The organism is Diaphorobacter sp. B2A2W2, from assembly GCF_056730635.1.
The window spans coordinates 80,492-104,134 of sequence record NZ_JBWZOR010000009.1 but is presented as its reverse complement, the minus strand read 5'-3'; the positions used below and the strand labels follow the sequence as shown (position 1 = coordinate 104,134).

Sequence of the window (23,643 nt, the reverse complement as noted above, 5' to 3'; positions counted from 1 at the left end):
GCGGAGGGTGGAATAAACGCACCGCCCCCGGTGTTCATGCCAGCGTCCGGCCACAATTCCTGTGGCCGGCACCCTTCCGGAGAACACCATGACCAAGCTCAGTTCCCTGCTCGCCGCGCTGGCACTCGCCGGCTGTTATTCCCTCGCGCCCGCGCAAGTCAGCACCCAGGACGGCGTGCTCGTCGGCCCGAACGGCATGACGCTCTACACCTTCGACAAGGACGTAGCGGGCGATGGCCAGTCGGCCTGCAACGGCGCCTGCGCCACCAACTGGCCACCCCTGACCGCCACCAGCGCCCCCGCGGGTGAAGGCTACAGTCTGATCCAGCGCGCCGACGGCAGCAAGCAGGTGGCCTACAAGGGCAAGCCGCTGTACTACTGGATCAAGGACGGCAAGCCCGGCGACAAGACGGGGGACGGCGTGAACAACCTGTGGCGCACCGCCAAGCCATGAGCCCCACAATGCGTCCATGAACCGCGTCCAGATCGTGGAGCAACTGCCGGGGTTGCGCCGCTATGCGCGCGCGCTCACCGGCGACGCATGGGCAGCCGACGATCTGGTGCAGGACACGCTGGAGCGCGCCTGCCGCAAGTGGCTGCTGTGGCGCGGTGGCAGCAATCTCCGCGCCTGGCTTTTCACGCTGATGCACAACCTGTACCTCAACCAGCGCCGCGGCCTGGTGCCCGTGCAGGCGATGGATGTGGATGCCCTGGCGGCCATCGCGGACGCGCCTGACGCCTCCCACGAAACAGCCATGGACCTGGACCGCTGCCTGCAACGCCTGCCCGCCGATCAACGGGCCGTGCTGCTCCTGGTGACACTGGAAGACATGGCCTATGCCGACGTGGCGCGTGTGCTGGGTATACCGGAAGGCACGGTGATGTCGCGGTTGTCCCGCGCTCGCGCACGCATGCGCGAATTGATGGAGCCCTCAGTCCACGCCCAGCCGTCATCCACCCCGACTGCCTTGCGCCGCATGAAATGAAGCGCCCTTTCCGCCCGTAGTGAGCCCGCCATGAAGCCCGACCCTTTCAGCCCTTCGGACGAGACGCATCTGCATGCTTTGGCGGACGACCGGCTGCCGCGCGCCCAGGCAGAGTCGCTGCACTCCCGCATGGACTCCTCGCAGAGGCAGCGTGCCGAAGCGTGGGCGCAACAGCGTGCGCAGCTGCAGACCCTGCACGCTGACTGGTTGCGGCAGCCTGTGCCCAATGTGCTGGTACAGGCGGCAGAGCGCCTGCAAGACGCACACGACACGCAACAGCACTGGGCCCGTTGGGGCGGCTTTGCCGCGGGCTGGGTGCTGGCGTTCGGGCTAGGCTGGAGCCTGCATGCGACGGACGGCAAACAAACCACACTGGCCACGGCCCCCCCGCAACGGTTCGTGCAGCAGGCTGCCGTGGCGCACGCGGTCTACCAACCCGAACAGCGCCATCCTGTGGAAGTGGCGGCCGCGCAGCAGGACCACCTGGTGCAGTGGCTGTCCAAGCGGCTGGCGCGCCCGCTCACCGTGCCGCGGCTGCAGGCCGAGGGGTTCGAATTGATGGGCGGGCGCCTGCTGCCCGGCGGCAGCGGGGCGCGCGCGCAATTCATGTACCAGAACGCCGCGGGCGCGCGAATCACGCTGTACCTGGGCGCACTCGACGGCCTACAGGCTGCGGCGGCACCGACCACCGCGTTCCAGTTCCACGACGAAGGGACCGTGTCCAGTTTCTACTGGGTGGACCAGGGTTTTGGCTACGCCCTCAGCGGCGAACTGCCGCGGCCCACGCTGCAGGCGCTGGCCACGGCGGTGTACCAGCAGATCAGCGCAGCGCCGCCAGCGGGTGCGCGTGCGCCGGCCAAGGGCTCTTGAAGAACGATTGCACCAGCGCCGGCTCCACATCCTCCACGCGCGCGGGGCTCCAGCGCGGGCTGTGGTCCTTGTCCACCGCCAGGGCGCGAATGCCCTCCACCGTCTCGCTCTGGCCGGGACGCAGGTAGAAGCAATGCCGCACCATGTCGCGTTCCATGCGCAAGTCGTCGGCCAGACCCATGCTGCGCGCACGGCGGACCTGCTCCAGCACGACATGCAGCATCAGTGGAGAGCGCTTGCGCAACGTGGCAGCCGTGGCGCGTGCCCACTCGTCGTCAGACTGCTCCAGCGCAGCCACGATGGCCGCCGCATCATCCAACGCGAAGTAGTGATCAATTTGGCCTCTAGCGCTTACAGCGCAAGCGCCAGCAGCTACAAATTTTGATGCAACCCACTGCTGCACGGCAGCGCCGTCGGCAAACGTCTGCAACGCCAGACCGTCCCACACCGCCGCTTGCTGGTCCGCCGGCAGGAAGCCGTCCGCCAGGCCGAAGTCAATGGCATCGGCTGCGCCGATGGCGTCGCCCGTCAGTGCCAGCCACTCGCCCACGCGGCCAGGGCAGCGCGAGAGGAAGTAGCCGCCGCCCACATCGGGGAACAGGCCGATCGCCGTCTCCGGCATGGCCATCTTGGTGCGCTCGGTCACGATGCGCAGCGTGCCGCCCTGGCTGATGCCCATGCCGCCCCCCATGACGATGCCGTCCATGAAGGCGATGTAGGGCTTGCCGAAGGTGTGGATCAGGTGGTTGAGGGCGTATTCCTCGGTGAAGAAGTCCTCCAGTTGCGGATTGCCCGTGCTGCCCGCGGCGTGCAAGAAGCGGATGTCGCCGCCCGCGCAGAAGGCGCCGAAGGGCCCTTCGCGGCCGTTGCCGCGGATCGCCACGGCCAATACCTTGTCGTCATGCTGCCAGGCCAGCAGCGCCGCCATCAGGTCGCGCACCATGCCCAGCGACAAGGCATTCAGCGCCTTCGGGCGGTTCAGCGTGATGCAGCCCACCTGGCCGCGCACCTCGGTCACGACTTCCGCCGTCATCTCCGTCATTGTTGTTCCTTCCATCCAAGCAGTTCATTGAAAACGAGCGCGCCGATCACCAGCGCGCCTCCCATCAGCACGGCCGGGGCTGGGCGCTCTCCAGCGCCCACCCAGGCCAGCAGAATGCCAAAGATCACTTCCAGCAGGCCCAGCAGCGCAATCTCAGGCGCCTTGAGCACGCGCGCGCAGTACACCACCAGCACGCAGGGGATCGCCAATTGGACCAGACCCAGCAGGGCCAGAAGGGACAAATCACGCGCCGTGGCCTGGAACGGCCAGGCGAGCGGCAGCGTCGCGAGGGCCGACAGCGCAGCGCCCACCAGCACCGCGGGCACCAGGTCCACCGCATGGCCCTGGCGCTGCGAGTGCTGCACCACCACCCAGTTCACGGCCGCCGCGACCGGCACGCACAAGGCAACAAGCACGCCCACCACGGACAGGCCGGAGATGCCCGAGCCATACATCCACCCGATGCCTGCGCCCGCCAATGCAATCGCGCACCAGGTGCGCGGCGCGATGTGGTGGCCAATGAAGGCGCGCGCCAGCAATGCCGTGAGCAGCGGTCCGATGGCCATGGTGACCAATACGCTGGCCACGGGGATGAGCAATATGGCGATCATGAAGGCCGTGAACATCACGCTCCAGCACACTCCAGAGATCCACACCGCCCGCCCCCCGCGCCGCAGATTGGCCAGCAACGCCCTGCCCTGCAGCACCGGCAGGATCACGCACAGCGACAGCAGCATGAAAAAGCTGCGCCAGAAGGTCACTTCAAAGCTGCGCGCCTGGTCCAGATGGCGCGTGACGACGCCCGCGATGGACCACATGAAGGTGACGGCCACCATCAGCCAGACCGCCCGCGCGTGGCCGGGCAAGGCATTCGCGGTCATCGCTGTCTCCTCCCTGTGGATTTCTTGTGTCGTCGGCATGTGCTACCCACGCATGCCGTGAGCCCCGCATGGTAGCGGCTGGCGCCATACCGCGCTGCCTCAGATGCGCGAAGGGCGAACCCTCCTTGCGGATGGGCTCACCCTTCGTCGGCTCGCAGCGCCTTGGCTGCCGCAGCCAAGCCGGTTCAGGCAGAACAGGCCTTGCCGATCACGCGCCTTCGCGGCTGGCGCGCTTGCGCTCGTGCTCCTTGAGGTGGCGCTTGCGCAGGCGAATGCTCTTGGGCGTGATCTCCACCAGTTCATCGTCCTCGATGAACTCCACACCGTACTCCAGCGTAAGGTCGATCGGGGGCGTGATCTTGATCGCGTCTTCCTTGCCGCTCACGCGGAAGTTGGTGAGCTGCTTGGTACGCGTGGCGTTCACCACCAGGTCGTTGTCGCGGTTGTGCACGCCGACGATCATGCCTTCGTACACCGGGTCGCCTGCCTTCACGAACATGCGGCCACGGTCGTCGAGCTTGCCCAGGGCGTAGGTAAAAATTTCACCATCGTCCATGGAAATCAGCACGCCGTTCTTGCGGCCGCCAATGTCGCCCTTATGCGGCTCATAGCTGTCGAAGATGTTGCTGATGAGGCCCGAGCCGCGCGTCAGGTTCAGGAACTCGTTGGTGAAACCGATCAGGCCACGGGCCGGGATGCGGTACTCCAGGCGCACGCGGCCACGGCCGTCGGGCTCCATGTTCACCAGTTCACCCTTGCGCTCGCCGAGGGCCTGCATCACACCGCCTTGGTGGCCTTCCTCGATATCAGCGGTCACCAGTTCGATAGGCTCGCAGCGCTCGCCGTCGATGTCGCGGTACACCACACGCGGCTTGGAGACGGCCAGCTCGTAGCCTTCACGGCGCATTTCTTCCAGCAGGATGGTCAGGTGCAGTTCGCCGCGGCCGGACACCTCGAAGATGCCGTCCTCGTCGGTTTCCTTGACGCGCAGGGCCACGTTGGAACGCAGCTCCTTCTGCAGACGGTCCCAGATCTGGCGGCTGGTCACGAACTTGCCTTCACGGCCCGCCAGCGGCGAGGTGTTCACGCAGAAGTTCATCGTCAGCGTGGGCTCGTCGATCTTCAGCATGGGCAGCGGCTGGGGGTTGGCGGGGTCGGTGAGGGTCTCGCCGATACCCACGTTCTCGATGCCGTTGATGAGCACGATCTCGCTGGGGCCGGCTTCGGTCACCTGCACGCGGTCCAGGCCTTGGAACTGGTGGATCTGGTTCACGCGGCCCTTGTAGCTGGCGCCATCCGGCCCTGCCATGACCAGCACATCCTGCCCGGCCTTGAGCGTACCCTGAGTGATACGGCCCACACCGATACGGCCGACGAACGTGGAATAGTCCAGCGCCGAAACCTGCATCTGCAGCGGCGCCGTGGCGTCGCCCTTCACGGACGGCACATGCTTGAGGATGGTCTCAAACAGCGCCGACATGTCGGGGCCCCACTGCTCACCGGGGTTGCCCTGTTCCAGCGCGCTCCAGCCGTTGATGCCCGAGGCGTAGACCACGGGGAAGTCCAGTTGCTCGTCGGTGGCGCCCAGCTTGTCGAACAGGTCGAAAGCGGCGTTCACCACGTAGTCGGGGCGCGCGCCGGGCTTGTCCACCTTGTTGACCACCACGATGGGCTTGAGGCCCAGCGCCAGCGCCTTCTTGGTCACGAAGCGCGTCTGGGGCATGGGGCCCTCCTGCGCATCGATCAGCAGCACCACACCGTCCACCATCGACAGGGCACGCTCCACCTCGCCGCCGAAGTCCGCGTGGCCAGGCGTGTCCAGGATGTTGATGTGCGTGCCGTTCCAGCTCACGGCGCAGTTCTTCGCCAGGATGGTGATGCCGCGCTCGCGCTCGATGGCGTTGCTGTCCATCACGGTGTCCACGACCTTCTCGTGCTCGGCGAAGGTGCCGGACTGGCGCAGCAGTTGGTCCACCATCGTGGTCTTGCCATGGTCGACGTGGGCGATGATGGCGATGTTGCGGATTTGTTTGCTCATAGCGTAGTTGCTTCCAATGTGCCGCGTTCAGCCCGCGGCGAGCTCTCCAGAATCTGTTGAATTTCAAGGGGGCTGAGCAGCCGGTCTGGAATCAGCTCTCCTCCCCGCACATGCCCGACCCCCAGCAGCACGCGCGGGCACGCCCCGAACACGGCCACGGCGGGCGCGTCGGGCCAGGGGCCGCGCCGGCGCATGCCCGAGAGGAAACGCCCGGCATTGTCATCGTCCAGCGTGACAACCGTGTGCTGCGCCAGCAAGGTCTCCACCGGGTGCACGCAGGCCATGCGCGCATCCTCGTCCATGGCCTGCAACGCCTCCAGTGTCACGCAACGCTCCACGCCGATACCGCCCGTGTCGGTACGGCGCAGGAACGTGAGATGCGCGCCGCAGCCCAGCGCCTGGCCGATGTCTTCGCCCAAGGTGCGGATGTAGGTACCTTTGCTGCAGGTTACTACTATTTTAATAGCTGGTTGCGCTTGCTCCGTATGCGTTAGCGCCAGTTTCAATGCATGGATCGTGACATCACGCGCCTCGCGCTCCACGGCAATGCCGGCACGCGCGTACTCGTACAGCGCCTTGCCGTCTTTCTTGAGCGCGCTGTGCATGGGCGGCACCTGGCGGATGGGGCCGGTGAACTGCGCCTGTACCGCCGCCAACCGCTCGGGCGTGAGCATGGCCGGATCGACCGCGCACTGCGCCAGCACCTGACCCTCGGCGTCACCAGTGCTTGTGGTGGTACCCAACAGTGCGACGGCTTCATAGGCCTTGGGCGCTTCCAGCTGCAACTGGCTGAACTTGGTGGCGGCACCAAAGCACAGCGGCAGCACGCCACTGGCCAGCGGGTCCAGCGTGCCCGTGTGGCCAGCCTTCTCGGCGCGTAGCAGCCACTTCACCTTCTGCAAGGCGTCATTGCTGGACAGGCCCAGGGGTTTGTCGAGCAGCAGCACTCCGTGCACCGGGCGCCGCTGCACCCGGATGCGGGGAGCGCGTTCGGTCATGCTGCGTCGTCGTCTTTGGAACGAGAGGCCACCGCGCGCGCGATCAGCGCATTCATGTCAGCCGCCTTCTCGGTGGTGCGGTCGTACACGAAGTGCAGCGTGGGCACGGTGTGGATGTGCAGGCGCTTGAACAGGCCGTTACGTAGAAAGCCTGCCGCCTGGTTCAAGGCCTCCTCGGAGGCCTCACCATCACCGATGAGCACACTGAAGAACACCTTGGCGTGCGCATAGTCCGGCGTCACCTCGACCCCTTGCAGCGTCACCATGCCGATCCGCGGATCCTTGAGATCGCGGATCAGCTCGGTGAGGTCGCGCTGGATCTGATCCGCGACCTTGAAGCCGCGGTTGGGGGAAGATGATTTCTTGGCAGCCATGTCGTGCAGACCTTACAGCGTGCGTGCGATTTCCTTGATCTCGAAGAACTCCAGCTGATCACCTTCCTTGATGTCGTTGTAGTTCTTGAGCTTGATACCGCACTCGAAGCCTTCCTTGACTTCCTTGACGTCGTCCTTCATGCGGCGCACCGATTCCACATCGCCCGTGTAGATGACGATGTTGTCGCGCAGCAGGCGGAACTTGCAGTTGCGCGTGACCTGGCCCGACGTGATGTACGAACCCGCCACGGTACCGATCTTGGAGGCCACGAACACGGTACGGATCTCGGCCGTGCCGATGGCTTCCTCGCGCTGTTCGGGCGCCAGCATGCCGGACATCGCTGCCTTCACTTCATCCACGGCGTCGTAGATGATGTTGTAGTAGCGGATGTCCACGTCGTTGCCTTCGGCCGTCTTGCGGGCCTGCGCATCGGCGCGCACGTTGAAGCCAATGACGATGGCCTTGGAGGCGATCGCCAGGTTGACGTCCGACTCGCTGATGCCGCCCACACCGGAGTACACGATCTGCACGCGGATCTCTTCGGTGGAGAGCTTGAGCAGCGAAGCCGCCAGCGCCTCCTGGGAGCCCTGCACGTCCGCCTTGATGATCAGCGGCAGGGTCTGTACCTCGCCCGCCCCCATCTCGGCAAACATGTTCTCCAGCTTGGCAGCTTGCTGCTTGGCCAGCTTGGTGTTGCGGAACTTGCCAGCGCGGTACGTCGCGATCTCGCGGGCGCGGCGTTCGTCCTGCAGCACCATGAAGTCGTCGCCCGCCTGGGGCACTTCGTTCAGGCCTTGGATCTCCACCGGGATGGACGGGCCCGCTTCCTTGGTCTGCTTGCCGTCTTCGTCCAGCATGGCGCGCACGCGGCCGAAAGTCTGGCCTGCCAGCACCACATCGCCCACCTTGAGCGTACCGGACTGCACCAGCACGGTGGCCACGGACCCGCGGCCCTTGTCCAGTTGGGCCTCGATGACGATACCCTTGGCAGCCGCATCGACGGGAGCCTTGAGTTCCAGCACCTCGGCCTGGAGCAGCACCTGCTCCAGCAGAGCATCGATGCCCATGCCCGTCTTGGACGACACGGCCACGAACGGCGAATCGCCGCCGTATTCCTCAGGCACCACCTGCTCGCCCACCAGTTCCTGCTTGACGCGCTCGATGTTGGCCTCGGGCTTGTCTGCCTTGGTAAGCGCCACCACGATGGGAACACCAGCCGCCTTCGCGTGCTTGATGGCTTCCTTGGTCTGGGGCATCACGCCGTCGTCTGCCGCACACACCAGAATCACGATATCGGTGGCCTGGGCGCCGCGCGCACGCATGGCCGTGAAGGCCTCGTGGCCCGGCGTGTCCAGGAACGTGACGATGCCGCGTGGCGTCTCCACATGGTAGGCGCCGATGTGCTGGGTAATGCCGCCAGCTTCGCCAGAGGCTACCTTGCTGCGCCGGATGTAGTCCAGCAGCGAGGTCTTGCCGTGGTCCACGTGGCCCATCACCGTCACCACGGGGGCGCGGGACAGTTGTTCGGCATCCTGGCTGGACACTTCCTCGGCGGTGAAGGCTTCCGGATCATCCAGAGCGGCCACCTTCGCGGTGTGGCCCATTTCCTCCACCACGATCATGGCGGTGTCCTGGTCCAGCGGCTGGTTGATGGTGACCATCTGGCCCATCTTCATGAGCGACTTGATCACTTCGGAAGCCTTGATGGCCATCTTGTGCGCCAACTCGGCCACGGTGATGGTCTCGGGCACATAGACCTCGAGCACGCGGAACTCTGTGGCTGCCTGCTGCTGGCGCTGGTCGTCGCGGTCATTGCCGCGGCGGCCGCGGGGGCCGCCACGCCAGTTGTTGCGCCCCACGCCGCCACTGCTGTCGCCGCGGGTCTTGATTTCCTTCTTCTTGGTCGTGTCGTTGGCCCAGCTGGACGACAGCTTGGCCGACTTGACCTCCTTGCCCGCCCCGCCTGGCGCCGATGGCGCAGCGGTGCGCGCGCCCGTGCCGGAACCGGTGGCGGGTTTGTGCAGCGTACCCTTCTTGGCATCCCCGGAAGCTCCCGCCTTGGCGGCAGGCTTGGGTTCCTCGGGTTTCTTCGCCACGAGCACCTTCTTGGGGGCAGCCATCATTGCGCGAATGGCCTCGGCCTCGGCAAGCGCCTTGCGGCGGCGCTCGTCAAGGTCGGCCGCACGTGCGGTTTCTTCCGCCGCACGTGCCTTGGATTCTTCATCGGCCTTTGCCCGGGCATCGGCCTGTGCCTTCGCACGTTCTTCGGCCTCCACGGCAGCTTCGCGCTGCGCCTCGGCACGCTCCGCAGACTCCTGCGCCTTCTTTTCCGCCTGCTGGGCGGCATAGGCGGCAGCGCGTTCTTCGGCTTCGCGCTCGCGGCGCTCGCGCTCTTCACGCTCGCGGCGTGTCAAGGCCAACTCTTCCTCCTGGCGGCGAATCAGCTCTGCCTGACGGCGCGCCTCTTCCTCGCGGCGCACGAGCTCGAGATCCTCCGCCGAAGGAGCGGATTCAGCCGCATCGGAAGGCGCGTCGACACTGTCGTCACGCTTGATGAAAGTACGCTTCTTACGCACTTCGACCTGGATCGTGCGTGCCTTGCCAGAAGCGTCGGCCTGCTTGATCTCGCTGGTGGACTTCTTGACCAGGGTGATCTTTTTGCGGTCACCCCCAGCAGTGCCATGACTGGCCTGCAGGTGGGCCAGCAGCTTTTGCTTGTCGGCTTCGTTTAGAACGTCCGACGGCGACGCCTTGACCACACCGGCGGACTTCAGTTGGTCCAGCAAGGTTTCAGGCGATTTCTTGAGCTCTGCAGCGAACTCAGCAACAGTGTTACTCGACATATTGTGTTCGAACCTCCCTGACCCTTACTCTTGCCCCGTGAACCAGTGCTCGCGCGCCTTCATGATCAAGGCGGTCGCATCTTCGGCAGACTGGCCGGTCAGCTCGGTCAGTTCGTCAATGGCCAAATCGGCCAGGTCGTCACGCGTATGCACGCCGCCTTCCGCCAACTTGGCGATCAGTTCGGGCGTTAGACCTTCGAGGTCACGCAGGTCTTGCGATACGCTTTCCACGCTTTCTTCACGAACGATTTCCATGGTGAGCAGCGCATCCTTAGCGCGTGCGCGCAGCTCGTTCACCGTGTCCTCGTCGAAGCTCTCGATCTCCAGCATCTCCTGCAGCGGCACATAGGCCACTTCCTCGAGGCTGGCAAAGCCCTCCTCGATCAGGATGTTGGCGATCTCCTCATCCACATCCAGCTTCTCCATGAACAGGCGACGCGCAGCATCGGTTTCATTGGCCTGCTTCTGCGCGGATTCGGCCGCATCCATGATGTTGATCTTCCAGCCCGTGAGGTCGGACGCCAGGCGCACGTTCTGGCCGCCGCGCCCGATGGCGATGGCGAGGTTTTCCTCATCCACCACGACGTCCATGGCGTGCTTCTCTTCGTCGACCACGATGGAAGTCACGTTGGCCGGAGCAAGCGCGCCGATCACGAACTGCGCGGGGTCGTCGGACCACAGCACGATGTCCACGCGCTCCCCCGCCAGTTCGTTGGTCACGGCATTCACACGCGTTCCGCGCACGCCAACGCAGGTGCCGATGGGGTCCACGCGCTTGTCATGGCTGAGCACAGCGATCTTCGCGCGGCTGCCGGGGTCACGTGCACAGCTTTTGATCTCCAGCAGGCCCTGCTCGATCTCGGGTACCTCGTTGCGGAACAACTCGATCATGAACTCCGGCGCGGAGCGCGAGAGGATGATGGGCGCTCCGCGCAGCGTGAGGTCCACCTCCATGATCATGGCGCGCACACGATCCCCATTGCGCAGGTTTTCCTTCGGGATCATCTCGCCGCGACGCAGGCGCCCTTCCACCCGGCCGCTCTCGACGATGATGTCGCCCTTGTCCATGCGTTTCACCGTGCCGGTGAAAATTTTCTCGCCGCGTGACATGAAATCGTTGAGCAGCATCTCGCGTTCGGCATCGCGGATCTTCTGCAGGATCACCTGCTTGGCCGCCATGGCCCCGATGCGGCCGATCGGTACCGACTCGACGGCTTCTTCGATGTACTCCCCCACCTCGATATCGGCCACCCGTTCGCGGGCATCCATCAGCAGCTCTTCGGCGTCGGGGTTCTGCAATCCGGCATCGTCGGGCACCACCAGCCAACGACGGAAAGTCTCGTATTCGCCGCTGTCGCGATCAATCGACACGCGGATGTCCACTTCACCCTGGTAGAGCTTCTTCGTGGCCTGTGCCAGAGCAGACTCCACAGCGCCCAGGACCACATCGCGCTCCACGTTCTTTTCGCGCGAAATGGCTTCTACCAACATCAACAACTCGCGATTCATGCGACGGCTCTCCTGTTTCTCAATTCCTGACGAACTGCCCGCTCAGAGGACAGTCCGGTTATGCAACCTTCAGCCCGGCTCCCCAGGCTTGGTCCCTCGTCCTTTGAAATCCACGATCGGCGCAAGCCGCGCCTCGCGCAACTCATCCAAAGTGAAACCAAGGGCCTGCAAAGGCGCTGGCACGCGCTTCTTGCTGATGCGCTGCCCCGGCTTCACGGGCGGCTCATCGCTCCAGACAATCTGCCAACCGCCCGAATCGGCACGCTCGAGTGCTCCCCGGAATTTCTTGCGGTTGGCATGCACTTGCCCTCCCGCCGCAGCGCCCATGGGCTGCTTGAGGGTGATGTCGATCACCTCGCCCTCGAAACGCTTGAAGTCCGCCTCGTTGCGCAACAAGCGGTCGATCCCAGGAGATGAGACTTCCAACCGCGTGTAGTCCACCCCTTCCACCTCCAGCGCGAACTGCAACTGACGGGTGACCTTTTCACAATCCTCTACGGTAATGAATTGCTCGACGCCTACGGCAGCGGACACCTCATCCGTGGGCGGCACCCAAACCAGGTCGATGGTAATGCGCAGCAACCCTCCGGCGGAGCGCTCAATCTCCACCAGGTCATAGCCCAGCCCGGCCACGGTTTGTTCAACGATTTGCTGCAATGCCACGTGCGTGCGCTCTATCCAATTCCAAGTGATGGCCCCGCCGGGGCCGGCAAGGCTGCAAAAACCAAAATCAAACGCCCAAAAAAAAAGGGCGGTAAGTACCCGCCCGTTTTGGTCGTGAAGCCAGTATTGTAGCCAATATGTGAGCCACCTGCAAAGATCAAAGGCACGTATCTTGCATTCGGGCGGGAATCAACCCTGGCGGCTTGACCGTATTCTTTCAAAAAGGTCCTGCGCAGCGCTGTCCATCGTGGCTACTTGGGAAGCCTGCTGCAAGCTTTGAAGCATGCGTCCCAACACTGTGGCCTGAGGCAATAGGGGCCCCAGAAACCGTGCAGCCCTCCCATCGGCAATCAAGACTGTAGGAAAAGTCTCTACATCCAGGTCGCCGACCACTTCTTCCTCATCCTCCACATCCACCCATTCAAAGCGCATTTGCGGCCAAGCGCGCGCAGTTTGCTCGAAGGCTTGACGGTATTCACGGCATACACCGCACCATTGTGCGCACAGGCACACAACCCACCACTGCGGCGTTGCGCTGGCATGTGAAGCAGCATCCGGCAAAAAGGCTTCGGAGCCCATGAGAAGTTCCTTAAGAATCACGCCCCTCACGGGCCCGATGGACATCGATCGTATCGACCCTGGAAGCCGCATTACCCCAGGCGTTGCGAATATATGAAAGCACATCCGCCACTTCTGCGTCACTCAAACGCTGCAGGAATGGCGGCATGCCATGGGGTTGCGGATTACCGCCGGTGGCTGGCAGATACCCGCCCCGCAGCACCATATGCACCAGATTGACAGGATTTTCCAGCATCACCGCCCGGTTGCCTGCCAGCGGAGGAAAGGCCTCAGGATCGCCCTGGCCCTCGCCTCCATGGCACTGCACGCATTGACGCTCGTACGTGGCCCGCCCACGCTGCATCGACGCAGGTGAAGGGGGCCGCCGAGGCGCGGCGACCTTGTCCGTTGGCGGCAGCGCTTGCAGATAGTCCGCCATCGCTTGCAGATCGGCATCGCTCAAATACTGAAGGCTGTGGTAGACCACCTCCGCCATGGGGCCGGATACCGCGGCCCGGGGTGAGCGCCCCGCCCCCAGGAGCATGACCACATCCTGCCTGGGCCATTCCGCCACACCTCCTTCATTCGAGGTGTTGAGCGCTGGGGCGTACCAGCCTGCCGCCATCCCCCCGCTCAAACGCCCGTCTGTAGATACCGCCCCCATCGCGTTGCGCGGCGAATGGCATGCAGCACAGTGCCCGAGCCCCTGCACGAGATAGGCGCCTCGATTCCATTCCGCAGAGCGGGACGGTACGGGCTCGAATACACCAGGCCGAAAATACAACGCTCGCCACACTGCCAATGCCGCTTGGGTATTGAACGGGAAGCGCATGCGCGACGGCACGCTGGGTTGCACCACCGGCGGCAAGCTTTGCAAGAAGGCAAAGATGGCATCCGAGTCTTCACGGGTGATGCGCGTATAGCTGGGATAAGGAAAGGCCGGCGAAAGCAGCCTGCCATCGCGCGAACGGCCATTGTGCAGGGCACGCCAGAATTCCGATGCAGACCACGCTCCGATACCCGTTTCCCGGTCGGGTGTCAGGTTGGGGGCGTAAATCACGCCAAAAGGCGTCTCTATCCCACGGCCCCCTGCGAATGCCACGCCTCCTTGTCGGGTGTGGCAGGCGAGGCAGTTACCAGCACGTGCCAAGTACCGGCCTCTGGCAATGTCGAGAGAGGCCGTGGTGGTCACGCGTTCGGCGTGCGGCAGCGGAGCCTCATCCACCCGGTTCAATACCCAGATCCCTCCCGCAACCAGCGCCACGGAAAGCCCCGCCGTCGCAAGCCTTTTGCGCCAAGCACTCATTGCACCTGCTCCGCGCCAGCCTGCAACGGCGGAGAACCCATGCCGCCACAAGGTATTGGCAGCGGCGCGTTGAATGCCGGCGCCGGTGTGAACCTTGAGGGAACAGGACGGGAGGACAGCCACGCCGCGATGGAACTTACATCGTCAGCGGTCAGTTTGCCGGCGATGCGCGCCATGCAATCTGGCGCATGGGCGCGCCGCAGACCGGTCTGCCAGGCCCCCAACTGGGCGCTCACATAATCGCGAGACAGTCCCAGCAACCCTGGAATGAAAGGCGCGACGCCCGCCAGAGCATCGCCATGGCACTGCACGCAGGCCGGCAATTGGCGGCTCGCATCCCCCCACCGCACAAGCCTCTCTCCCTGCGCCAGTGTGGCTGCTGATACAGCTGCAGCTACCGGTGGCGCATAGGGCAGGTCCAGTCTTGCGAAGTAGTCCGCCATCTCCCGTAGATAGTCGTCCGTCAGATGCTGCAGCAAGTACGCCATCTGCGGATAGCTGCGCCGGCCATCACGGAAATTGAGCAGTTGGTTGTGCAGATATCCCGCCGGTTTTCCCGCGATGCGAGGGAAATAACCGTCAGGAGTGGCACGCCCCTGCTTGCCATGGCACGCGGTGCAGGCCTGCACACGCGGCGCCATATCCACGGCCGGCGCGGCGGCCACCGAGGCAGCGAGCAGCATGCACAGCGCCCCTGCCGCGCGCAGCAAGGGGCGTATGAATTTCTCAGCCACGCCCGACAAAAGGCATTTTGGTCGCCATGACGGTATGGAACAACACATTGGCCTCCAGCGGAAGATTGGCCATGTAAAGCACGGACTGCCCCACGATGTCCACGTCCATCAGAGGTTCCGCCGCAATCTGGCCATTGGCCTGTTGCACGCCCTGCGTCATGCGCTGGGCCAGCTCGGTCTGGGCGTTCCCGACATCGATTTGTCCCACCGCAATATCGTACTTGCGCCCATCGAGAGCCGCTGTCTTTGTCAGGCCCATCACCGCATGCTTGGTGGCGGTGTAGGCGATGGAGTTGGGCCGCGGGGCGTGCGCTGAAATCGAGCCGTTATTGATGATGCGCCCCCCCCGTGGCGACTGCGTCTTCATGACCCGAAAAGCGTTCTGCATGCAAAAGAACATGCCATTGAGGTTGACGTCGACCACCTGCCGCCACTGCTCCACCGCCAGATCCTCCATCGGCACAGCGGGAGCACTCACGCCCGCATTGTTAAACAGCAGATCCACGCGCCCGAACTGAAGCACAGCCCGGTCAAACAGCGTGCGCACCGCAGCGGGGTCGGACACATCGGTGGGAACGGCGAGCGCACGCACCCCACCCTCTGATTCGCCCGCGACATCCTGCAATAGCGACTCACGCCGCCCAGCGAGAACAACGCTCCATCCATCGCGCAGCAGCGCCAAAGCCGCCGCCTTGCCAATCCCTGACCCAGCCCCCGTAACGATGGCCACCTTCGATGCTTTAACCATATGCGACGCTTGTCTCCTGTCCTTCTTACCCATCAATCTACTCAACCGCGGGATTTGCGGCCCTTAGAAGGGTTCTTGCCACCTGCCGCTTTTTTGCCGGCCAAGGCCTGCTTATGCGGGCGTCGCCGGCTCCCCTCCTCTCTGCTTTCCCGGGCCGTGGGCACCGAGGCGGATCGACCATCCAAGGCCGCTGCCGAGGAACCGCGTTTCGCGCCATCCCTGGACTTGGGGCCTTTGGTGGAGAAACCTTCGCCGGCTTCGTGCACCAGCCGGAAGTCGATCTTGCGGCCATCGAGGTCGACGCGGCTGACCTGAACACGCACGCGTGCACCAATCGCATAGCGGATACCCGTGCGCTCCCCCCGCAGTTCTTGCCGCGCCTCATCGAACTTAAAGTACTCCCCACCCAGTTCCGTGATGTGCACCAGCCCTTCCACATAGAGGGCATCAAGCGTCACGAAGATGCCGAAGCTCGTCACCGCGCTGACGACACCGCTGTACTCCTCACCCAGATGCTCACGCATGTACTGGCACTTGAGCCATGCTTCCACGTCACGACTGGCCTCGTCCGCACGGCGTTCGTTCGCACTGCAGTGCAGTCCCGCGGCCTCCCACGCCTGCGTCTCCCGGACGCTGATAACGCCACCCGTCTTGGAAGGGCGTGCAGAGGATTCCCCGCCCTTGGAAGCCAGACGCTTGGCCAGCTTGAACTGAGCCTCCCCCGGCGTCGGCAGCGCGGGCAGCACATATTTGGTGCCGCTCAAGATGGACTTGATCACGCGATGCACCAGCAGATCCGGGTAGCGGCGAATAGGACTGGTGAAGTGTGTATAGGCTTCGAATGCCAAACCGAAGTGACCGCTGTTGACAGGCGTGTAGATCGCCTGCTGCATCGAACGCAGCAGCATGGTGTGGATCTGCTGCTCATCCACCCGGTCCTTGGTGGCCTCGGCAATCGCCTGGAATTCTGCCGGCCGCGGATCGTCCCCGATCGACATGCCAACACCCATGGCTTTGAGATATGCACGCAGGATCTCTTGCTTCTCCGGCGTAGGCCCCTCATGAACGCGATACAGCCCCGCCCGGCCGGCATGACCGATGAAATCGGCGCTGCAGACGTTGGCGGCGAGCATCGCCTCCTCAATCAGGCGGTGCGCCTCGGTGCGTACACGCGGGACAATTTTCTCGATACGGCCATTGTCATCACAGACGATTTGCGTCTCGGTCGTCTCGAAGTCCACGGCGCCGCGCGCCTGCCGCGCGGCCAGCAATGCGCGGTAGACCTCGTAGAGGTTGAGCAGGTTGCCCACGCGCTCTTGATGCTTCAGCGCTTCCGGGCCGCGCGTATTGGCCAGCACCGCAGCCACCTCGGTATAGGTAAGCCGCGCGTGGCTGAGCATGACCGCAGGATAGAACTGATAGGCGTGAATTTCACCCTTGGCGGTAACCATCATGTCGCACACCATGCACAGGCGCTCGACATGGGGGTTCAGCGAGCACAGCCCGTTGGAGAGCTTCTCCGGCAGCATGGGGATAACGCGCCGCGGGAAATAAACGCTGGTCGCCCGGTCGTAGGCGTCAATATCGATGGCATTGCCCGTCTCCACATAGTGGCTCACGTCCGCGATGGCCACGAGCAGGCGCCACCCCTTGGCGCGCCCGATCTTGGCGGGCTCGCAATACACCGCGTCGTCGAAGTCGCGCGCGTCTTCACCATCGATGGTGACCAGGGGGACATCTGTCAGATCCACGCGTCGACGCTTGTCCTGAGCGCGCACCTTGTCCGGCAGCGCCTTCGCCTGGTCAAGGCACGCTTCGGAGAATTCGTGCGGAACCCCGTATTTGCGCACGGCAATTTCCACCTCCATCCCGGGGTCGTCTACCTCCCCCAGCACTTCGACCACCCGCCCCACGGGTTGCCCAAACAAAGCCGGCGGCTCGGTCAGTTCCACCACCACGACCTGTCCCGTCGCAGCAGCCCCCGTGGCACCCTTGGGAATCAGCACGTCCTGGCCGTACCGTTTGTCCTCAGGGGCGACCAGCCAGACACCGCTCTCCTGAAGAAGGCGACCGATGATGGGTTGGGGCGGGCGCTCCAGAATCTCAACCACGCGGCCTTCAGGCCGGCCGCGCCGGTCCTGGCGCGCGATGCGCACGCGCACCCGGTCCTTGTGCAATACCGCCCGCATCTCATTGGCAGGAAGGTAGATGTCAGGCTGGCCGTCATCGCGCAGGACGAAGCCATGCCCGTCGCGGTGTCCCTGGACGGTGCCTTCGATCTCGTCCAGTGAAACTTTGGCGACGGATGATTCAGAGTGATTTTTTTTGATATACAATCTATGACTTTCCTGAAATGCCCAGGTGGCGGAATTGGTAGACGCACTAGTTTCAGGTACTAGCGAGTAACATCGTGGAGGTTCGAGTCCTCTCCTGGGCACCAAGTTTAACGAGAACCCGCCAGGGTTCTGACAGCAAAGGCCGCTTCATTTGAAGTGGCCTTTTTTGTTACCCGCGTCTCAACAATGTGGGCGTGTTGGAGCAGCGCGAGGGACACATAAAATTTTTGGAAATGCCGTTCAAGCGAACAAAAAGGCTCCTATAATCTGAGCTTCCCTGAAATGCCCAGGTGGCGGAATTGGTAGACGCACTAGTTTCAGGTACTAGCGAGTAACATCGTGGAGGTTCGAGTCCTCTCCTGGGCACCAAAGACAAGCAAAAGCCGCTGATTTTTCAGCGGCTTTTTTGTTTGTAACGCCCCTGCAGGCCCGAGATTCACTGCTGGCGCAGCGAGCCACACAATAAACATTACCGGAGGAGAATCATGAAGCGACCCACTTTCGCCCTGCTGGGACTATTGCTCACACTGAGCGCCCCACATGCCCTGGCCCAAGATGCCGTGATCGGCCGGTATGGCCATCATGTGTATGTGATGGTGCCGACCGACAAGGCGGGCAACCGCGCCTATGTGCAGCGCGCCGCGGCCAATGCCTGCGAAGGCAAGAGCCTGTGCCATGCGTCCGTGTGGGCCGAGAGCCTGGACCGCCCCGAAGGCGCGCCGCCCCATCCGCGCTACGAAGAGAACAAGCTGGCGGCATTCCAACGCAACCGCAACGCCGGCGTGGAAGCAAGCCACTCGATCAATTGCCGGCTGTTCGCGCGCGACATCAATGTGCCCTGTCTCGCGGGCACTGAGTAGGCTCTCCCACCGATTCGCCCTACCGCCGGCGGACGTGCGGCCAGGGCCGTGAACGCCTCAGCCAGCCGAGTCGCGCGCCGCAGCGCTGGCATGGAGGCAGATGGCCGCGGCGGCCCCCACGTTGAGCGACTCCTCGCCCCCGGGCTGCGCAATGCGGATGTGGCGCCTCGCACGCTGCTGCAGGGCGGGCGAGACGCCCTGCCCTTCGTGGCCCATGATCCAGCCACACGGCCAGGGCAAGGCTGCGCGATGGAGGAAGTCGCCCTCGTGCGAGCTGGTTGCCAGCAACGGGACCTCCAGCCGGTCGATGTCTGCGGGCGCCAACCCCTCGACCAGCCGCAAGGCGAAATGGGCGCCCATGCCCGCGCGCAGCACCTTGCCACTCCAGAGCGCAGCGGTGCCTTTCAGCGCCGCCACTTGCGTGAACCCGAATGCCGATGCGCTGCGCAGGATGGAGCCCACGTTACCCGCATCCTGCAGGCGGTCGAGCACGACAGTCGGCATCCTGCCGTCCAACCCCTCCGCTTCAGGCAGCGGCAACACAAACCCCATGGGCGCCGGAGACTCCAGAGCGCTGATGTCACTCCAGAGCGCATCAGCGATCACTACATTTTTTATAGCCGCTCGCGCATATTCAGCAGGCGCTTGGGGCCAAAATGACTCCGAGAACACCGCTACCGCTGGCTTTTGTCCACGCGCCAGCGCAGCGCTGCACAGATGATCTCCCTCCAGCCACACACGGCCCTGCTTGCGGTATGCGGAACTGTCCTGCGACAGGCGGCGCAACTCCTTGAGCAGTGCGTTGTCGCGCGATTGGATGAAAGCAGGCGTGGCGTGCATAGGAAACGCAAAGGGGGATAGCGATCTGACTCAGGCGGCGACGGGCGCCTGCAAGGCGCGCGCCACCGGCGCGAACGAGCGCCGGTGCTGGGGACAGGCCCCATGCACTTCCAGCGCGGCCAGGTGCTCTGCCGTGCCGTAGCCCTTATGGCCGGCAAAGCCATACACCGGGTATTGCTGGTGCAATTGCGCGCACCAGCGGTCGCGCGTGACCTTGGCAAGGATGGAGGCGGCTGAGATCGATGCGACCAGCGCATCGCCCTTGACGATGGCCTCCGCTGGAACGTCCAGCGGCGGCAAGCGATTGCCATCCACCAACACCCGCACCGGCTTCAGCCGCAGCCCCAGCACCGCACGGCGCATGGCCAGCATCGTGGCTTGCAGGATGTTGTGTTGATCGATCTCCTCCACCGATGCTTCCGCAATGCTGCAGCACAGCGCCTTAGCGCGGATCTCGTCGTAGAGCTTCTCGCGCCGTGCGGCCGTAAGCACCTTGGAGTCGGCCAGGCCAGCGATGGGCTGCAGGTCGTCCAGGATCACCGCAGCCGCCACCACGGGGCCGGCCAACGGCCCACGCCCGGCCTCATCCACGCCGGCGACGAGGCCGGGCGGATGCCAGTCCAGGGCGGCCTGTTCAAGCAAGGAGGTTCTGGATCGCATGGGCAGCCAGTCGCGGGGTATCGCGCTGCAGATCGTCGTGCAATGCCGTGAAGCGCTGTTCCAGCCGTTGGATACGGGCCGGATCCTGCAACCGCGCGTCCAGCCAGTCCTGGACCGCGGTGGCCAGTGCGTCGGGCGTGGCGGCGTCCTGCAACAGCTCGGGCACCACGAACTCCCTGCACAGGATGTTGGGCAAGCCCACCCAGGGCTGCAACTGCTTGCGGCGCATGAGGCGCCAACTGATCGGATGCATGTGGTAGGAGATGACCATCGGCCGCTTGAACAGTGCGGCCTCCAGCGTGGCGGTGCCACTGGCAATCAGCGTCACGTCGCAGGCCGCGAGCACCGAGTGCGATTGGCCCGTGACGATGGTCAGCGCATCCAGCACCCCGCATTCGCGCGCGATCTGCTCGATACGAGCCCTCAGGGCCGGCACCGCGGGTACTACTATTTTTATAGCTGGTCGCGCTTTTTTGATAAGCGCTGCAGCCTGAAAGAACGGCTTGGCAATGTAGGCCACCTCTGCCGAGCGACTGCCCGGCAGGATGGCCAGCACTTCATCGTGTACCGCCAGGCCCAGCTGTGCGCGCGCAGCCGCCTTGTCGGGCACCCGGGGGATGACACTGGCCAATGGGTGGCCGACATAGGTGGCGGCGACGCCCTGGCGCGCGAGCAGTTCCGGTTCAAACGGAAAGATGCACAGGACATGGTCCGCGCTGGCACGAATCTTCTCGACCCGATCGGCGCGCCACGCCCAGATCGAAGGGCAGACGAAGTGCACCGTCTTTATGCCCGCGGCACGCAGATCCGCCTCCAATCCCAGGTTGAAATCGGGCGCATCCACGCCGATGAAGACGTCGGGCTTGTCCGCCAGCAATCTGGCACGCAGCTGCCGGCGGATCCGCAGAATGCCCAGCAGGCGCCGCACCAGCTCGACGCTGTAGCCGTGCACGGCCAGCCGTTCGCTGGGCCACCAGGCCTGAAAGCCCCGCTCCTGCATGCGCGGCCCGCCGATGCCCATACTGGCCACGGCGGGCCACCGCGCACGCAGGCCGTCCAGTAGCAGGCCGGCCAGCAGGTCGCCGGAGGTTTCGCCAGCCACCATTGCGACGCGGGGAGACTCAGCCACCATGGCGCCAGTGGCGTCTCAGCGCGCGATACCGCGCTGCGACGCGATCACGAAATCACGCAGCAGGGCGATATCGCCTTCCGCCTCGGGATGCGAATGCGGCACGTCGGCCATGGCCGACAGCGCGGCCTCCAGCGTGAGGCCCTGGCGGTACAGCAGGCGGTAGGCCTGCTTGATGCCCGCCATGCGCTGCGCGGAAAAACCCCTCCGGCGCAGCCCTTCCAGGTTCAGCCCGCGCACGGCCAGCGGATTGCCGTCCACCATCATGAAGGGCGGAACATCTTGCGAGATGCGGCTGGCAAAGCCCGCCATGACGTGGGCGCCGATGCGTGAAAACTGGTGCACGCCGGTCAAGCCGCCGATGATGGCCTGGTCACCCACCTGCACATGTCCGGCCAGCGTGGCGTTGTTGGCCAGGATGGTCTGGTTGCCCACCACGCAGTCGTGCGCGATGTGCACATAGGCCATGATCCAGTTGTCGTCCCCGATGGTGGTGACGCCCCGGTCCTGCACGGTGCCGACGTTGAAGGTGCAGAACTCGCGGATCGTGTTGCGGTGGCCGATCTCCAAACGCGTGGGCTCTCCCGCGTATTTCTTGTCCTGCGGAGCTGCTCCCAGCGAACTGAACTGGAAGATGCGGTTGTCTTCGCCAATGCGCGTATGGCCCTCGATCACGCAGTGCGCGCCAATCGACGTGCGCGCGCCGATTTGCACGTGGGGGCCGATAACCGCATACGGCCCCACCGTAACAGTAGGGTCCAACTGCGCGGCCGCATCAACGAGGGCCGTGGAATGGATGTTGGGCGCCAAGCGAAATCCTCGGCCTGTCAGGCCACCGTGCGCATGGTGCACATGATCTCGGCCTCGCACGCGACGCTGTCGCCCACGCGCGCGACGCCCTTGAACTTGTAGATGCCGCCCTTGATGCGGTCCAGTTCCACGTCGAGGATGAGCTGATCGCCTGGCTCCACGGGGCGCTTGAAGCGCGCACCATCGATACCGACGAAGTAAAAGACCTTGTCGTCGCCCGGCGCCTCACCCATCATGTCGAACGACAGCAAGCCCGCCGCCTGCGCGAGTGCTTCGAGAATCAACACCCCCGGCATCACCGGGCGTGCGGGGAAGTGCCCCGTGAAAAACGGCTCGTTGATGGTCACGTTCTTGATGGCCAGGATGCGCTTGCCGCGTTCGAGCTCATTCACCCGATCCACCAGCAGGAACGGATAGCGGTGGGGCAGGAGTTTGAGAATTTGGTGGATATCCATCATTTTTCTGTGAGCGGCCTAGCCGTCTTTTCGTGTTTGTTCGAGAGCCTTGATGCGTTCACGCAGCCGGTACAACTGCCGCAGCGTGGCCGCGTTCTTTTCCCACTTCGCATTGTCGTCCATGGGAAACACCCCGGTGTACTGCCCCGGTTGCGTGATCGAGTGCGTCACCACCGTGTTGGTGGAGATGTGCACATTGTCCGCCAACTGCAGGTGCCCCACGATGGACGCGGCCCCTGCAATCGTGCAGTGTGCGCCGATGCGGGTACTGCCCGCCACCGCGGAACAGCCCGCCATGGCGGTGTGGCGGCCAATGTGCACGTTGTGCGCAATCTGGATCAGGTTGTCGAGCTTGACGCCGTCTTCGATGACCGTGTCGTCGAGCGCTCCGCGGTCAATGCAGGTGTTCGCACCGATCTCCACATCGTTGCCGATGCGCACCGCGCCCAGTTGCTCAATCTTGATCCATTCGCCGCGCTGCTGCGCAAAGCCGAAGCCGTCGGCCCCGATGACCACGCCAGGGTGCAGGATGCAGCGCTCGCCAACCGTGCAACGCTCGCCGACCGTCACCCGCGACTTGAGCACCGTGTGCGCTCCAATCACTGCGCCGCGCTCGACCACGCACAGGGGACCGATCGAGGCTGTCGAGGCCACCTGGGCTTGCGGATCGACTACGGCGCTCGGGTGGATGCCCGCAGGCGCACCTTGGCCATGCGCGCGCACCCACAGCTGCGTCACGTGTGCAAAGTACGTGTAGGGCTGCTCCACAACGATGCAAGCGCCGCGCTCCAAGGCTGCATTGCGCATCGCGGGGGCCACAATGACACAGGCCGCCTGGGAGGCGGCCAGTTGTGACTGGTAGCGCGGATTGCTCAGGAAGGACAGGTCGCCCGGGCCGGAGGATTCCAGCGGGGCGATGCGGAGGATTTCGGTATCCCTCTCCCCTCCTTCCAGGCTGCCCCCAAGTGCATCGACGATCTGCCCGAGTCGCAAGCTCACGCG

At 64.3% G+C, this 23,643-nt stretch carries 23 protein-coding genes and 2 tRNA genes; 6 read left to right on the top strand and 19 right to left on the bottom strand.

Annotation, left to right across the window (positions count from 1 at the left end):
- Nucleotides 1–88 precede the first annotated feature (88 nt).
- Genes AC1PPL_RS14795 through AC1PPL_RS14785 form a run of 3 tightly spaced genes read left to right on the top strand, consistent with a single transcriptional unit; the run spans nt 89 to nt 1,856 of the window.
- Nucleotides 89–454, top strand: coding sequence for a COG4315 family predicted lipoprotein (locus AC1PPL_RS14795; protein WP_015912890.1), 366 nt, complete (start codon nt 89–91; stop codon nt 452–454).
- 16 nt (nt 455–470) lie between these two features.
- Nucleotides 471–986 (top strand): RNA polymerase sigma factor, encoded by a 516-nt coding sequence (locus tag AC1PPL_RS14790; RefSeq protein ID WP_479973591.1) that lies wholly within the window; start codon nt 471–473, stop codon nt 984–986.
- Between the two features lie 30 nt (nt 987–1,016).
- The gene (locus tag AC1PPL_RS14785; protein WP_011805750.1) at nt 1,017–1,856 is read left to right on the top strand and encodes an anti-sigma factor family protein; all 840 of its coding nucleotides are present in this window, start codon (nt 1,017–1,019) and stop codon (nt 1,854–1,856) included.
- Here the strand turns inward: AC1PPL_RS14785 and AC1PPL_RS14780 are convergent.
- The 13 genes from AC1PPL_RS14780 to rnr form a co-directional block, all read right to left on the bottom strand.
- Nucleotides 1,807–2,898, bottom strand: coding sequence for an enoyl-CoA hydratase/isomerase family protein (locus tag AC1PPL_RS14780; protein ID WP_123676527.1), 1,092 nt, complete (start codon nt 2,896–2,898; stop codon nt 1,807–1,809). The genes AC1PPL_RS14785 and AC1PPL_RS14780 overlap by 50 nt on opposite strands.
- On the bottom strand, nt 2,895–3,779 hold the full coding sequence (locus tag AC1PPL_RS14775) for a DMT family transporter (protein ID WP_312791645.1): 885 nt from the start codon (nt 3,777–3,779) through the stop codon (nt 2,895–2,897). The genes AC1PPL_RS14780 and AC1PPL_RS14775 overlap by 4 nt, the downstream gene beginning before the upstream one ends.
- Nucleotides 3,780–3,987: 208 nt before the next feature.
- Nucleotides 3,988–5,817, bottom strand: coding sequence for a translational GTPase TypA (gene typA, locus AC1PPL_RS14770; protein ID WP_015912885.1), 1,830 nt, complete (start codon nt 5,815–5,817; stop codon nt 3,988–3,990).
- A complete protein-coding gene (gene truB, locus AC1PPL_RS14765) occupies nt 5,814–6,815 on the bottom strand; it encodes a tRNA pseudouridine(55) synthase TruB (RefSeq protein ID WP_312129254.1) in 1,002 nt (333 codons plus the stop codon). The genes typA and truB overlap by 4 nt, the downstream gene beginning before the upstream one ends.
- Complete coding sequence (gene rbfA / locus AC1PPL_RS14760) at nt 6,812–7,189, bottom strand: 30S ribosome-binding factor RbfA (protein WP_011805755.1); 378 nt, start codon at nt 7,187–7,189, stop codon at nt 6,812–6,814. Before rbfA ends, truB begins: the two co-directional genes overlap by 4 nt.
- A 12-nt stretch (nt 7,190–7,201) precedes the next feature.
- Nucleotides 7,202–10,033 carry a translation initiation factor IF-2 gene (infB, locus tag AC1PPL_RS14755; protein ID WP_123676529.1) on the bottom strand — a complete coding sequence of 944 codons (2,832 nt, stop codon included), beginning with the start codon at nt 10,031–10,033 and terminating at the stop codon, nt 7,202–7,204.
- A 24-nt stretch (nt 10,034–10,057) separates the two neighbouring features.
- Nucleotides 10,058–11,542, bottom strand: a complete 1,485-nt coding sequence (gene nusA / locus AC1PPL_RS14750; RefSeq protein ID WP_015912881.1) for a transcription termination factor NusA — start codon at nt 11,540–11,542, stop codon at nt 10,058–10,060.
- Between the two features lie 69 nt (nt 11,543–11,611).
- Complete coding sequence (gene rimP, locus AC1PPL_RS14745) at nt 11,612–12,205, bottom strand: ribosome maturation factor RimP (RefSeq protein WP_479973590.1); 594 nt, start codon at nt 12,203–12,205, stop codon at nt 11,612–11,614.
- Between the two features lie 189 nt (nt 12,206–12,394).
- On the bottom strand, nt 12,395–12,784 hold the full coding sequence (locus tag AC1PPL_RS14740; RefSeq protein WP_135149337.1) for a thioredoxin domain-containing protein: 390 nt from the start codon (nt 12,782–12,784) through the stop codon (nt 12,395–12,397).
- A 10-nt stretch (nt 12,785–12,794) separates the two neighbouring features.
- The gene (locus AC1PPL_RS14735) at nt 12,795–14,069 is read right to left on the bottom strand and encodes a c-type cytochrome (RefSeq protein WP_287925279.1); all 1,275 of its coding nucleotides are present in this window, start codon (nt 14,067–14,069) and stop codon (nt 12,795–12,797) included.
- Nucleotides 14,066–14,752: a c-type cytochrome gene (locus AC1PPL_RS14730; RefSeq protein WP_479973589.1), complete on the bottom strand. Its 687-nt coding sequence runs from the start codon at nt 14,750–14,752 to the stop codon at nt 14,066–14,068. Before AC1PPL_RS14730 ends, AC1PPL_RS14735 begins: the two co-directional genes overlap by 4 nt.
- 43 nt (nt 14,753–14,795) lie before the next feature.
- Nucleotides 14,796–15,584, bottom strand: coding sequence for an SDR family oxidoreductase (locus AC1PPL_RS14725; RefSeq protein WP_479973588.1), 789 nt, complete (start codon nt 15,582–15,584; stop codon nt 14,796–14,798).
- 8 nt (nt 15,585–15,592) lie between these two features.
- The gene (gene rnr / locus AC1PPL_RS14720; RefSeq protein ID WP_479973587.1) at nt 15,593–17,887 is read right to left on the bottom strand and encodes a ribonuclease R; all 2,295 of its coding nucleotides are present in this window, start codon (nt 17,885–17,887) and stop codon (nt 15,593–15,595) included.
- Between the two features lie 19 nt (nt 17,888–17,906).
- Here rnr and AC1PPL_RS14715 point away from each other — a divergent pair.
- The 3 genes from AC1PPL_RS14715 (at nt 17,907) to AC1PPL_RS14705 (ending at nt 18,747) form a co-directional block, all read left to right on the top strand.
- A tRNA-Leu gene (locus AC1PPL_RS14715) sits at nt 17,907–17,991 on the top strand.
- A gap of 180 nt (nt 17,992–18,171) precedes the next feature.
- Nucleotides 18,172–18,256, top strand: a tRNA-Leu gene (locus AC1PPL_RS14710).
- Nucleotides 18,257–18,372: 116 nt separating this feature from the next.
- Nucleotides 18,373–18,747: a hypothetical protein gene (locus AC1PPL_RS14705; RefSeq protein ID WP_015912874.1), complete on the top strand. Its 375-nt coding sequence runs from the start codon at nt 18,373–18,375 to the stop codon at nt 18,745–18,747.
- Nucleotides 18,748–18,804: 57 nt separating this feature from the next.
- Here AC1PPL_RS14705 and AC1PPL_RS14700 read toward each other — a convergent pair whose 3' ends face one another.
- From AC1PPL_RS14700 to lpxD, 6 genes are read right to left on the bottom strand one after another with little or no spacing between them, the layout of a single operon-like run.
- Nucleotides 18,805–19,587: a TrmH family RNA methyltransferase gene (locus AC1PPL_RS14700; RefSeq protein WP_135149333.1), complete on the bottom strand. Its 783-nt coding sequence runs from the start codon at nt 19,585–19,587 to the stop codon at nt 18,805–18,807.
- 30 nt (nt 19,588–19,617) lie between these two features.
- A complete protein-coding gene (gene rnhB, locus AC1PPL_RS14695; RefSeq protein WP_011805766.1) occupies nt 19,618–20,247 on the bottom strand; it encodes a ribonuclease HII in 630 nt (209 codons plus the stop codon).
- Nucleotides 20,222–21,379 (bottom strand): lipid-A-disaccharide synthase, encoded by a 1,158-nt coding sequence (gene lpxB, locus AC1PPL_RS14690; protein ID WP_103738362.1) that lies wholly within the window; start codon nt 21,377–21,379, stop codon nt 20,222–20,224. Before lpxB ends, rnhB begins: the two co-directional genes overlap by 26 nt.
- Before the next feature lie 15 nt (nt 21,380–21,394).
- Nucleotides 21,395–22,186 carry an acyl-ACP--UDP-N-acetylglucosamine O-acyltransferase gene (gene lpxA / locus AC1PPL_RS14685; RefSeq protein WP_011805768.1) on the bottom strand — a complete coding sequence of 264 codons (792 nt, stop codon included), beginning with the start codon at nt 22,184–22,186 and terminating at the stop codon, nt 21,395–21,397.
- 17 nt (nt 22,187–22,203) lie between these two features.
- Nucleotides 22,204–22,644 carry a 3-hydroxyacyl-ACP dehydratase FabZ gene (gene fabZ, locus AC1PPL_RS14680; protein WP_011805769.1) on the bottom strand — a complete coding sequence of 147 codons (441 nt, stop codon included), beginning with the start codon at nt 22,642–22,644 and terminating at the stop codon, nt 22,204–22,206.
- Between the two features lie 15 nt (nt 22,645–22,659).
- On the bottom strand, nt 22,660–23,640 hold the full coding sequence (gene lpxD, locus AC1PPL_RS14675; RefSeq protein WP_123676537.1) for a UDP-3-O-(3-hydroxymyristoyl)glucosamine N-acyltransferase: 981 nt from the start codon (nt 23,638–23,640) through the stop codon (nt 22,660–22,662).
- Nucleotides 23,641–23,643 lie beyond the last annotated feature (3 nt).